6 protein-coding genes are annotated in these 13,492 nt (G+C 42.3%); 4 read left to right on the forward strand and 2 right to left on the reverse strand.

The window, feature by feature from the left end:
* From AAW12_RS19820 to AAW12_RS19830, 3 genes are all read left to right on the forward strand, one after another.
* Complete coding sequence (locus AAW12_RS19820) at positions 1-2,925, forward strand: glycoside hydrolase family 2 TIM barrel-domain containing protein (RefSeq protein ID WP_053003841.1); 2,925 nt, start codon at positions 1-3, stop codon at positions 2,923-2,925.
* Positions 2,926-2,951: 26 nt separating this feature from the next.
* A complete protein-coding gene (locus AAW12_RS19825) occupies positions 2,952-4,565 on the forward strand; it encodes a glycoside hydrolase 43 family protein (RefSeq protein ID WP_084823244.1) in 1,614 nt (537 codons plus the stop codon).
* Between the two features lie 93 nt (positions 4,566-4,658).
* Positions 4,659-6,506, forward strand: a complete 1,848-nt coding sequence (locus AAW12_RS19830; RefSeq protein ID WP_053003842.1) for a right-handed parallel beta-helix repeat-containing protein — start codon at positions 4,659-4,661, stop codon at positions 6,504-6,506.
* A gap of 236 nt (positions 6,507-6,742) precedes the next feature.
* Here the strand turns inward: AAW12_RS19830 and AAW12_RS19835 are convergent, their stop codons facing one another.
* Both AAW12_RS19835 and AAW12_RS19840 read right to left on the reverse strand, forming a co-directional pair.
* On the reverse strand, positions 6,743-7,999 hold the full coding sequence (locus tag AAW12_RS19835; RefSeq protein WP_084823245.1) for a DUF2264 domain-containing protein: 1,257 nt from the start codon (positions 7,997-7,999) through the stop codon (positions 6,743-6,745).
* Entirely contained in the window at positions 7,996-9,348 is a 1,353-nt protein-coding gene (locus AAW12_RS19840) for a glycoside hydrolase family 105 protein (protein WP_084823246.1), read from the reverse strand. The genes AAW12_RS19835 and AAW12_RS19840 overlap by 4 nt, the downstream gene beginning before the upstream one ends.
* A 64-nt stretch (positions 9,349-9,412) precedes the next feature.
* Here AAW12_RS19840 and AAW12_RS19845 point away from each other — a divergent pair, with 64 nt between their 5' ends.
* Positions 9,413-13,468, forward strand: coding sequence for a hybrid sensor histidine kinase/response regulator transcription factor (locus AAW12_RS19845; protein ID WP_046675330.1), 4,056 nt, complete (start codon positions 9,413-9,415; stop codon positions 13,466-13,468).
* Positions 13,469-13,492 lie beyond the last annotated feature (24 nt).

Here is a 13,492-nt window from a genome sequence, read left to right on the forward strand (position 1 = left end):
ATGAATGAGCTTTTTAAAAAATTAGCTGTCGCGCTTTTTCTATTACTGGGACTTTGTTTGCAGAGTTTCGGGAAAAAGCCTGCAAGCCGTATCGAATATCAACTGAACACGAATTGGGCGTTCTATCGCGGCGACCTTAAAGGTGGAGAGGGGATTGGTCTGGATGACTCCAAATGGATCCCCGTCGTGTTGCCGCATGTAATGCAGCTCGAAAAGAAACATAATGGTGGAGATGCTATTTACGATGGGATAGGCTGGTATCGGCGCTATTTCAAACTATCGGATCAGTATCGTGGCAAGAAGGTCTTTGTGCAGTTTGAAGGGGTGATGAACAGCTGTGAGGTGTTTGTCAATGGTAAAAGCGTTGGTAAGCACCATGGTGGATATGTTGGCTTTACATTGGATATCACGGATCAGCTTCATTTTGATCATACAAGCAATGTGATTGCAGTTCGGGTGTCAGCTGAGTACGATCCATTGACACCTCCGGGTAAGCCGCAGGATAGACTTGACTTCTATTATTATAGCGGAATCTATCGGGATGCCAAATTGATTGTTTCCGACCCCTTGCGCATTACCGATGAACTGGAGCCTGATGCGACCCAAAATTCGGGTGTTTTTGTGCATTACCCGAAGGTGGATAAGAGCAACGCTACTGTTGCTGTAAATACTGAGCTAAAAAATGATGATAAAGTGGCCAAGAAGGGGTATCTCTTGACCGTACTGAAAGATACCAAGGGAAAAGTTGTGGGCCAGCAGCAACTACCATTTGAGCTGAAACCGCAAGAACGTCGGCGGATAGACCAGCAGATAGATATCAAAAACCCGCAATTGTGGCATCCCTATCGTCCGATCTGCTATAACTTGGAAAATCGGGTGTACCTAGCCGATGGAGTCGAAGTGGATCGCCGTACTGAGCAAATAGGTATCCGCCAGATTCGGTATACCAAAGATGGTGGGTTCTTTATTAATGGCGAACATCTTTATATGGTTGGAGCCAATCGGCATCAAGCTTATCCTTATGTCGGTGATGCAGCATCTAATTCTGTCCAGGAACGGGAAGTGATCGATATGAAACGCGGTGGATATAATGCCGTTCGGGCAGCACATTATCCACACGACCCTGCATTTTTGGAAGCTTGCGACCGCCATGGGCTCTTGGTTGTCGAATGTGTACCGGGATGGCAATATTTTAATAAGGCTCCCGAATTTGCAGATCGTTTGGAAGCCATCACGCGTAGTATGATCCGCCGTGACCGAAATCGACCTTCTGTTGTTCTTTGGGAGACCGCATTAAATGAAACCAGTTACCCCCTGTCGGTGGTGAAGCGCATTGCGGAAGCTGCACATGCTGAATACCCTGGTGATCAGTTTTATACTGCCGGTGATTATTTTAGTCACGAAGAAACAGAACCTTATTATGATGTTTTCTACAAACAGGTTTCCAAATACCCCAAAGATGGCAATGTGATGAGTAATTATCTGGAGGACCAAATCGCAGTCAAACCCTTATTGACAAGGGAATGGGGTGATGGTGTAGGGGAAAAGCCAAGGGTGAGTATGACTGAAAATGAATATGAACAAATGCGGCAGGGGCGTAGCCGATTACATCAACTGAATGGAAATGGCTATTTCGATTGGTGTATGTTGGATGCCAACCCACGTATGGGTGGGCACTTTATGTGGAGTTATAACGATTATACTCGTGGTGCCGAAGAAGAGACTATGTATTCCGGTGTGGTTGATGTAAACCGATATCCTAAGTTTGCTTTTTACATGATGCAAAGTATGCGTCCTTATCAGCTGGTTCAAAAGGGGATTTTCAAAGGCCCCATGGTATTTATAGCCTCCTATAATTCGCCAGAAAAACTGAAAACATCAAGTACGGAGATTACGGTGTACTCAAATTGTGAAGCTGTCGAACTCTATCGGAATGGAAAACTTATCGGACGGCAAACCCGTGATGAACGAGCCAAGGCCTACCCGTACATCGTGGAAAAAGGCGGAAGTCCAAGTTTTGTTTTCGATGCAGGTGGCTATGAAGCCGGAGAATTGAAGGCATTAGCCTATGTAAAAGGAAAAGTGGTGGCGCAACATGCGGTGCAAACAGCCGGTGCCGCGCATCATATTGAAGTCCTGCTACCGGAATATGGCATTCAGCCAGTTGCGGATGGCTCAGATATGATTCCGGTATATTTTAAAATCTGTGACAAACAGGGGAATCTGCTGCATGATGCACAGACAGCGATCCGTATTCAGGTGACAGGTGAAGGACACTTAATCGGGGATGGTTCGGCGCGTATCGCAGTGAACCCACAGGTCGTAGAAGGCGGTATTGGATTTGCTTTTGTGCGTACCAGCAAAAAAAGTGGGACAATTCATATCAGCGCATCAGCTGCAGGCTTGGAAAGTGGAAGTAAAGATGTCAGATCGATCCGGCCTGTATCCAACGAAATCCCTGATGGTGATCACGCGGTCTTTCGCGGATATGAAGAAGATCATGCGGTTATTAAACCCACGAAATGGGATAAAGAACTGTTGGCCCGACCAAAAGTAAAATTCAAAAAGGTAACAGCAACGTCAGCACATCCTGATTTTCCGGTCACTCAGGTGACCGACGGCGACGACTATTCGTGGTGGATTGCGGATCAGGATAAATTCCCTCAGATTGTCACCTTTGAATTGGACCAAGCAACCAAGGTGGTCGGTACTCGTGTACGTTTGCAAAAAGATAGCTCGAAATATCGCTATAAAGTTGAAGGGTCGTTAGATGGAACGACATGGGAAGAATTGTATGAAAAAGAATGTACGGGATGGGATTTTAAACCGGTCAAATTGGATAAGGTGTTAAAATTCATACGGGTCAGTATTTTGGAGGTCTCCGAAGGACGGGCGGGATTGGCTGAAGTGACCCTATTTCAATAATTAATAACAAGGAATTAAAAATAAATATGAATACGATTATAACGAAGCGCTATGGTAAGTCATCCACAAAGTTGGGGCTTGCTTTGGCTTTGACACTGTCACTCTTTGGACAAGCGTCGGCACAGCAGGTTTGGAGTCCTGACAATGGCAATGGTACATTCACTAATCCGTTGTTTTGGGGCGATTGGCCCGATCCTGATGTGATTCGTGTAGGGGATGATTTTTATATGATCTCGACAAGTATGCACTATGTGCCAGGAGCTCCAATAGTGAAGTCGAAGGATTTGGTCAACTGGGAAATGGTAGGCTATGCTTTGGATCACTATACCGAAGATCCGCGCTACAATATGGAAGGCGGTACATTGTATTTGAATGGTTCATGGGCGGCCACATTGAAGCATCATAATGGGAAATTTTATGCTGGATTCTGTACGCCATATGGTTGGGGACGTGAAAAAGGAAATTTTTCTATCTGCGAAGCAGACAAGCCTGAGGGGCCTTGGAAGCGGACAATTTTCCCCGAGTACCTGTATGACTCGGGTTTGTTCTTTGATGACAATGGTAAAGTCTATGTCGTACATGGTCAAGGTACATTATATTTAACAGAGTTGAATGCGGATGTTAAATCGGTCAAGAGTGATAAAGTCAAAATTTGGCAGGGCAGCTTCAAGAATGCGAACGAACTCGGCGGACATTTTGGAATGGAAGGAGCGCATATGTACAAGATTAACGGCAAGTACTATATCACTTGTCCGGCAGGTGGAACACAGGGCTGGCAGATCTGCTTGCGCTCAGACAATATCTATGGGCCCTATGAGCATAAATTGATTCTCAATGATAACAGTTCTTATCCTGACAACGGTCTACATCAGGGTGGTATGGTACAGCTGAAAAATGGGGACTGGTGGTTTATTATTATGCAGGATCGTGGAGCAATAGGTCGGGTCCCTCATCTTTTACCTGTAAAATGGGAGGATGGATGGCCTATGCTGGGAACCGGTAACAAGGACGTGATTACCTACAAAAAGCCCAATGTCGGAAAGACTTATCCAATAAAAACTCCGGCTACGACTGATGAGTTTAATGGGACAAAGTTAGGATTGCAATGGCAATGGAATCATAACCCTGACAATAGCAAATGGTCGCTTCAAGAACGTAAGGGATATATGCGCTTACATGCTTCTCGTGCGGATTCTTTAAAGACTGCCCGTAATACCTTAACACAGCGGGTGCAGGGACCAAGTTCAGAAGGTACTGTAGAAATCGATGTGAAAGGATTGAAAAATGGCAACGTGGCTGGCTTTGGCATCTTTGAATTCCCATATGCTTTTGTGGCTGTGGAGCAGGTCAATGGCAAACGGAAAATTATCATGAGCAATGATGACAAGATTATTGAAAGCAAAGAAAATTTCGTTGGTGATAAACTATGGGTGCGGGCACGCGTCACTGACAGGGGAGGCATAGCGAAATTTTATTATAGTACTGACGGTGATAATTTTTATGTCATTGGAAATGATTTAACGATGCAACTAGGCTTACCTTGGACAGCAAACCGTTTTGCATTATTCAATTATAGCAAAACATCGGAAGGGGTAGACGGTTTTGCTGACTTTAATTGGTTTAGGTTCACCAATAAGTAAAGCGATGCTGACGAAAAATTAGGCATGCAGTTCTTGCGTAAAGAACGGGTATTTGAGATGTGAAGAAGGGTTTAATTTTAATGTTAGAAATTAATGAAATATTATCATAAGATAGTTGGAATAATGCTGTGCTGTGTTATATCGCAGAGATCGTTATATGGGCAGAAACAGTCTTCTTATAAGGAAATACATGTAAGCCAGGAAGGGAGTGATATCAATAACGGAGCTCAATCGTCCCCCTTAAAATCGATTCAGGCTGCTTCTAAAATAGCGCAACCAGGCGATGTCATTACTGTGCACGAAGGGATTTATCGTGAGTGTGTATCACCGCCACGTGGTGGCGAATCAGCTCAAAAAATGATTCGGTATCAGGCTGCTGCTGGTGAGCGAGTGGAGATCAAAGGTTCGGAGGTGATCAAGGGATGGAAGCATATCGATCGAAATACTTGGATGGTGAGCATTCCGAATGCTTTCTTTGGCACATTTAATCCATACGCAGACACAATTCATGGTGATTGGCTTGAGCGGGGAAAATGGTGTCATACAGGAGAAGTCTACTTGAACAATATTCCGCTCCGAGAGTCCGAAACTTTAGAAAATATGCTGCTGGCGAAAGCTGATAAAGCGCTTTGGTTTGCAAAAGTAGATGAAAAAGAAATCCGGATTTGGGCGAATTTTATAGCGGCCAATCCCAATGAAAATACGGTTGAGATTAATGTACGTCAGGCTGTTTTTTACCCTGAAAAGCCTTATATCAATTACATTCATGTAAAGGGATTTATGATGAGCCATGCCGCTACACCTTGGGCGCCACCAACTGCTGAACAGATTGGTTTACTCGGTACACATTGGAGTAAAGGTTGGTTAATAGAAGATAATACCATAAGTCATTCAAAGTGCGTCGGGATAACCTTGGGAAAATATGGGGACGCATGGGATAACAAATCGGAGTCTGCAGAAGCTTTTGTCAAAACGACCGAACGTGCACTGGAAAATAATTGGAATCGTGACCATATCGGTAGTCATATTGTCAGGAACAATCGGATTTCATTTTGCGGGCAGGCAGGTATTGCGGGAAGTTTAGGGGCTATTTATAGCGTCATTGCGGACAATATCATTAGTGATATCGGCTTAAATCAACAATTTTGGGGCTATGAAGTTGCTGGATTAAAACTACATGCACCTGTGGATGTTGTGATTCGTCACAATCATATTTATCGTACCGAAGGGGGGATATGGCTGGATTGGATGACTCAGGGAACGCGGATCACAAATAATTTATTGCATGACAACAAGGTACAGGATTTCTCTCTGGAGGTAAATCATGGCCCCGTCTTGGTCGATAATAATTTATTTCTATCCGAAGAATTAGCACAAGTGAAGCTTTCACAGGGAATCGCTTTTATCAATAATCTGATCGCATGGAAGATCTGGCCAACAGGAAAAGTAGATGAACGCAAAACACCGTATTTAACTCCTCACAGCACAGAAATTGCGGGGCTTCATGATTGTCCTTGCGGCGATGTTTCATATTATAACAATCTATTTACTCGGGCAGATCTTACTGTGTACGATGAATGTCCATTAACCGTCAAGATGAAAGGAAACTTATTTTTGGCAGGAGCAGCTCCTGCAAAATCGGAGGTAGAACCTCAGGTTGATCCCGTTTCGGATACAAATATCAAAGTAGTCGAAGAGGCAGATGGGTGGTATCTATATATGAATGTTTCATCAGATTGGAAAACGAATAAAAATAGAATGCCGGTCTTTGCTCAGGAACTTGGGAACGCTGCTATTCCCCAGCAAAGAATTGCTAGTGCAGCCGAAGCCCTAAAATCATTCAACATAGACTACTTCGGAAATACAAGGAAAAATAAACATCATTATCCTGGGCCAATTGAGTTTCGCAAAAATGGTATGCAAAAGATCAAAGTGTATTGAATCTCAAACAATCCATCAGCTTAGTTATACATGCTGGCTGTTTGGATCGTATTCGGACGCTGTTCGTACCATGTTCGCCGATTGACTTAATATGATATCAATATTGACCTGTCCCTGACCAGAAAAGGTCTGGTCAGGGACAGGTCAATAGTTGATCGGAATCTGGTCAACATCTGGTGGTGATCCGAAGCAGGTTCCTAGCTGTTCCGAACAGAACCCAGTGTTAGTACTCCAGATTAGTATTCAACATGGTAATCCTTTTTGAATGCTTGTCCTGACCAGGCTTTCTTTGCTGTCCAATCTGCAGGAGGATTGGCCCAAAAAGGATCGTCTGCAGGTAAGCCTAAAGGGAGAAAACCTAAAGTTGCCATATACAAACTTCCTGTAGAAGTGTAGCTATCCGCAATGTCCGGTTGCGATCCACAGAAGCCCAGGACAAGCCATCCATCGCTATCAAAATTATTTTGTTGATCGTACATACGGTGCATTACGGCCGAGACCCCACATCGTACTTGTGCCGGATCTATGTACTCAGGTAACTTGTGCATAAGAGCAACTTGACCTAAAGCTTGGAATGCGGCGGTACGATAGGTAATGGATCTTCCGAAGGGCGGGTAGCTGCCATCTGGTGCGATGAATCTTTCCGAAAATTCTGCGTACCTGACCATACGTTTCACCGCAAGATCATAATCCTCTTGTCTTACTTTTTTGGACTTCGTTAATATTTGGAAAAAGTCTACGAGCATGGGATGGATAACATAGGAATTATAATAATCCATACTAAAGCTTGGACCATCGCTATACCAACCATCTCCTTGGTACCATTCCAAGATTTTTCGTTTGGCAAACTCGACGCGAACAGGATCGGCTTGTTCGCCAATGGTGGAAAGGAAAGCTTCATTGATACCTGCAAATAACAACCAATTGTTGTACGCTCCTGTACGCGTGCGAAGTGCTTTGAACTCCTCTCTGATACGTTGTTTGGTTATATCATCCAAAGGTTCCCAGAGTGCTTTTGGTGCGCGGAGAAAAGCTTGCGCCATATAAGCTGCGTCAACAATGGGTTGGCTTTCGGTTCTAAAATTGAGGTAATCTGGGTTTTGTGGATCTACCGCATTACGGATACCGATTAATAGTGCATCGCGGAGCTTTTTGCGCAATTTCGACTCATCGCTACTGTCATCAGGTAGTGCCAACCAGGGGGCGACCCCGGCCATTGTACGTCCGACAGCTTCCAGATAGGTGACTTTCTTGTAAAAATCAGGCTTATTACCAGGCGGCACTTCCACAGGCATGTGCTGTTTAAGGGTTCCGTTGGCTAAATGAAGAATCACCGGTGAGGCCATCTTATAAAGCAAATTGGACCAATACTGACGGTCCTGTAAACCCGAAGGGAGCTGTTCCTTGATTTTGGTTTTCTTTTGGGCATTGGCATTTGTCATAAGGACAATTGCCAAGAAGCAGAGACTTGTTAATTTTTTAAGGGTTATCATCTTTTTGGTTTTAATGCAAAATAACGTTTACTTCCAGGAGCTAGCTCAGTGTCAAACTTGAACACAATGTTGCGTGAGCTTTCTGTAGTTGAATACTTGATTTTCTCACCGGTGAATAAATCCTGTACACCATACTCATTTAATCGGATCTTTGTACCTTTTTCTTTTCGCAGGTTAATTTCAACCTGCCTTGTCACCGTCTTAGGGGTTGGATTATAGACAACATGTGTTGTACCGTTGTTGTCAAACTGGGCAAGCATTTTCAACATTTCGGTTCCGAATAACAAAAAAGCACCGACACCATAAACATCTGTTCCATCGTAACTAACCTGGTCTGGTGCGGCACCTTGGGGTTGAACATAACCTAACTTGCCGTCCGAGTGGACGGAAGAACGCATGGCATCCCAAGCTTTGGTCACTACAGGCTGATATTTCGGAAAAGACAATAGCCCTTCATTGATTCCCCACGTCAAGGCATAGCCAATAAAGCCTGTACCACTTGTTTCCTTCATTGGAAAGCTTTCAGGATCAAGCAGACTCGCGTGCCAGCTACCGTCCTTATATTGTATAGCCGCTAGCTTATCTGCCATTTCGATGAAGAGTCTTTTGAGCTGCTCATAGGCTGGATGATGTTTGGGGGTAGCCGAAATCAAACGAGCTAAACCTGCAATAACCCAACCATTTCCTCGGCTCCAAAAGACTTTCGCGCCATTTTTTTCTCGCTTATTGAAGTAGCGACTGTCTCGATAAAAGAGTCTTTCATCTTTATCGTAGAGGAAGGCCGTGGACTTCCACCATAATGCTATAGATTTGTTAAGGTAATTCGGATTGCCGGTTGCCTCGGTCAGATAGCCCAGTCCCGGGGGCCCCATAAACAAGGCGTCACACCATGCCCATTCCCGGGTATAGATGTTGTTTTTCCATGCTAAGGATTCATTATGGGGAATAGAAACCAGGGTGTCGGCCAGGGATCTAAAATCCTGGATATACCGCTCATCCCTAAAAATTTCATATAATTGGGTATAAAGCTGGCCTACGCAGTAATCATCTGCAAAATGGCGATACTTACCGATTTGCCATTTGTTCATTTCACCCACCTCCTTTAGTTTATCGTAGTAGATGACATTATTGGCGTATTGTGCCCAGGCAAACATACCAGTATACATGGCGCCACTCGTCCAATCTTTTCGGTGATTTTTCCAACCTACCGTTTCCAACTCATGCCACTGCCAATCGGCGACCTTCTTTAATAAGGAAAATGTTGAATCCATCCGAACTTCTTGGGCCTTGCTACCGGAAAAGACAGCACAAGAAAACAGAAGTGTAAATAATAAGGAACACTTATTCATAATTTTTACTAATTGTATCGAACGTTATATCGATTTTTTATTGGCGTAAAATTGGAGATAATGATTGAATAAGAAGGTAGAAAATACCGTCAATGATGGGAGAATTTTACTTTTTGATCGCTACCTATTGGGATTTAACGTTATTTTTAATGACGATTCCAATTATACAGCAATGAAGAGTATTAAAGTGGCATTGGTGTTGCTCACATTCATGTTTTTTTCTTTATACCATTTAGGGGCACAACCTATGCATTTTAATTCGTTAAATGTAAGGGATGGATTATCCCAAAGTGGAGTTCTGGATGTAATACAGGATCAGGAAGGCTTTATGTGGTTCGCTACGCGTCATGGTTTAAACCGATACGATGGTCTTCGATTCAAAATTTATACTCAAAATGCGAACCCTTCAAGTATTTCAGGAGATTATATCAATGCCATCACAATAGACCGTAAAGGGAGGCTATGGATCGGTACAAATCATGGTCTGGATCTTTATGATAAAGAACGGGACTGTTTTTTTCATATTCGTTTTAGTCAAAACAATAGTAAAGACGGGCGCCCCGATGTTCTTCGTCTAATGGAAGATGATAAAGCTAATCTTTGGATAGGAACAGATAACGGACTCTATATACTTAATTTGTCTCACCTAAAAAATCCGATTCAACCATTCTCAAAATTTCATCGATCTGCTCATCTTGTAGGTAAAGATATTTGGGCCCTTTACCAGGATACTAAGGGGGCTATTTGGGTTAGCTCTGAAAAAGGATTAAGTAAAATAAACTACTTAGGGAATAAATTGGAGTTTGCTGATAAACCTTCCTCGTTGGATAATGACCTTAGTACGGTAAGATCAATTGTGGAAGATGATTTGGGTAATATTTGGTTTGGAACCGAGTCGAAAGGGCTATTTTGTTTCAATCCCTTAAACAATCAGTTGGTCAATTTTCAAAAAGAGTCCGGAAATGTCAAATCCTTGATTCATAATTCTGTAAGAAAAGTTATCCGATACGGAGCGCATCAACTCGCCGTTGGAACACAAGGAGGATTAAGTCTCCTGAATGTCAATAGTAAAGAATTTCGAAATTTTGAACATGTCCCGCAGAACAAAAGTACGCTGAGTCAAAATTCAGTTTATTCGCTTTATGAAGATAGACAAGGACTACTTTGGATCGGGACCTACTATGGCGGTGTGAATATATTTAATGTCGGCAGGACAGTATTTCACGATTTATTGCGCGAGTATCCCGCATTATTAGCACGGCATCAGGTCATTCGGGCCATCAACAGTGATCCTTATGGGAATTTGTGGATAGGCTCGGAAGGTGGGGGTGTGAGTAAACTAAATACGATAACACATCAAGTGACCCACTATCATTTTGCAAATAAATCGCTTGAGTTCAATAATTTCGTTAAGACTATTTTTATTGATTCACAGCGTAATGTATGGATTGGAACAAGTGGAGGCGGACTAAAATTCATCAAAAGGGGAACTGATGTGCCACTAACTTACAATCTGGGTTTAGATAGCTATAAAACGAAGCGTTCGGCGATCATGGCTATATATGAAGGCCGGAATGGGCTTTTTTGGATCGGTGGACTTGGTTATAATCGAATTTATAAGATGGGTGGTTCGGAACCGATTGATGTGACACCTAAAAAGATTGAAACAGCTTTTAGAAATGAAACCATTATATCTATTAAAGAAAGTGCAAATCAAAAAATATGGATACTGACCGAAAAGAAGCTCTACAGTTATGAACCAATTCGTGACCATCTCGAGAAGATTTTAGAAGATAGCACTGGATTTACCTGTCTTTTGGAAGATCATTCCGGAATAGTATGGTTGGGAAGTCCTTATGATGGACTAATTGGTTACAATCTTTCTGGGAAAAAAATCTATCGATTGAACAAAGAAAACGGATTGTCAAATAATAGTGTCGTTGGATTGTGTGAGGATAAACAGCGAAATTTATGGATTTCGACGCCGTCAGGACTGAATAGGCTGAATACTAATCGCCATGGGTTGCGAAGCTTTAGGGACATTGAAGGTATTCAAAGTGAAGAATTCAATTATTCTGCAATTCATATACTAGACGGAAAAATGTATCTCGGCAGCTTAGATGGATTGGCCTATTTTGAACCAGAAAAATTAATCGAAAATTCAACAGCGGGAAAGATAGTATTCACAGGGATTCGATTGGCGAATGGTATTCTAGAAGAACCCAGAGGTAAAAACAAGAAAAATATAACATTTACAGCGCAACAGAATATTTTCACGATTGAGTTTTCTCTTATAAATTTTATTAGATCAAACCAAAATCGATATGCTTATAAGTTGGAGGGAATAGGGGAAGATTGGACGAATGTCGATGATGGACAGGCAACATTTACGAACCTGCCCGCAGGTAAATATCGGCTTCTCGTAAAGGGACAAAACAACGCTGGTGTTTGGAGTGCTGTCAATTCAATTGATTTTGAGGTTTTACCACCAATTTGGCGAACATGGTGGGCTTATTTATGTTACGCACTTGTTTTGGGGAGTATTGTCTTTATGGTAATTCGTTATATATATGTGCAACAATTACGACAGAAAGAACAGGAGCTGCAACAGTTTAAATTGAACTTCTTTACCAATATCTCGCATGAGATCAGATCTCACCTGACGATGATCATGGTTCCTATTGAAAATGCTATCTTACTGGCTAAAGGCAACCGAAATCTAGCCGATAATCTAGCAATGGCAAAAGATAATGCTACACGTTTATTGCGTTTGGTCAACGAATTGATGGACTTCCGAAAAGCTGAGTCGAAACATTTGACGCTCAATAAAACCAATGTGTCGCTCGCAGCATATTTAGAGCCAATTGTAAGGCCATTTGAACAAATAGCCAAAGATCGGGGTCTATTGTTTTATTATAATAACTTAGCGAATGATGTTGTGGTTGGCTTGGATCCCTTCCAATTTGAAAAAGTATTGTTCAATCTATTGAGCAATGCACTGAAATATACGAGCCCAGGCGAGAAAATAACGTTTGAATTGGAGCAAAAAGCTAACCGATTGCTTGTCACTGTTAGGAATAAAGGCAAGGGTATAAATCCTGATCATTTTGAAAAGATCTTTGAAAACTATTTTCAAATTGAAAAAAAAGATCAGGAAACTGGATATGGAATTGGCCTGGCCTTGAGTCGTCATATTGTATTACTGCATCATGGTGAGATAGGCGTGAAAAGTAGGGATGGGATGACTGCCTTTACGGTTAGCATTCCCTGTGATCAAGTAGGTGAATCGACACCAGATACAAACGTATCACCACATGTGGTAAATCCAACCCCGGAGATTGGGCTCGGGCTTGAAGAGCAGCTGATGGACAATAGAGCTAAAATATTGATCGTTGAAGACAATCCCTCCTTATTGTCTTTGTTATGCAGTCTGTTGAAAGAAAGTTATGAAGTATCAACGGCAGAAGATGGTTTGGAAGGGTTGGAAAAGGCGCGTAGTATAATTCCTGATTTGGTGGTGAGTGATATCATGATGCCAAAGCAAAACGGAATCGAGCTTTGCGAACTCTTGAAAAAAGATGAATTAACGAGTCACATTCCCGTGATATTGTTGACGGCGATGACATCAGAGGGTGACCAAATTACTGGACTTAAAAGCCGTGCAGATGCTTATATCACTAAGCCATATAATCGTGAAATTCTGCTGTTGCAAATTAGCAATTTATTGGAATCACGTTATTTAAGCCAATTAAAGTACAGACAGGAGTTTGTGGTTGGACCACGCCATATTGTAGTCAATGCAGTGGATGAAGAATTCCTGACCAAATTTATTTCGACCATTGAAACCGGTCTAGCTACTGGACAATTTGATGTTGAACATCTTGCCGAGAAAATGGCGATGAGTCAGTCAGCCCTCTACCGCAAAGTTAGGGCATTAACAGGAATGACAATCAATGAATTTTCTAAAAAAGTTCGACTAAAAAGAGCTGCATTTTTACTTGAACAAAGGGCATATACGATTTCGGAAATAGCCTTGATGGTAGGTTTTATGGATAGTAAATATTTTGCGAAAGAGTTCAAAAAAGAATTTGGTGTTTTACCTTCACAATATCAAGGATAACATACGGTATTTAAATAAAATAAT

The sequence above is a fragment of the Sphingobacterium sp. Ag1 genome (genome assembly GCF_000988325.1).
Classification (GTDB): domain Bacteria; phylum Bacteroidota; class Bacteroidia; order Sphingobacteriales; family Sphingobacteriaceae; genus Sphingobacterium.

Bases quoted from the DNA above. Each gene is read 5' to 3' on its own strand.
- AAW12_RS19820 (WP_053003841.1), top strand. From the start codon at position 1: ATGAATGAGCTTTTTAAAAAATTAGCTGTCGCGCTTTTTCTATTACTG.
- AAW12_RS19825 (WP_084823244.1), top strand. From the start codon at position 2,952: ATGAATACGATTATAACGAAGCGCTATGGTAAGTCATCCACAAAGTTG.
- AAW12_RS19830 (WP_053003842.1), top strand. From the start codon at position 4,659: ATGAAATATTATCATAAGATAGTTGGAATAATGCTGTGCTGTGTTATA.
- AAW12_RS19835 (WP_084823245.1), bottom strand. From the start codon at position 7,999: ATGATAACCCTTAAAAAATTAACAAGTCTCTGCTTCTTGGCAATTGTC.
- AAW12_RS19840 (WP_084823246.1), bottom strand. From the start codon at position 9,348: ATGAATAAGTGTTCCTTATTATTTACACTTCTGTTTTCTTGTGCTGTC.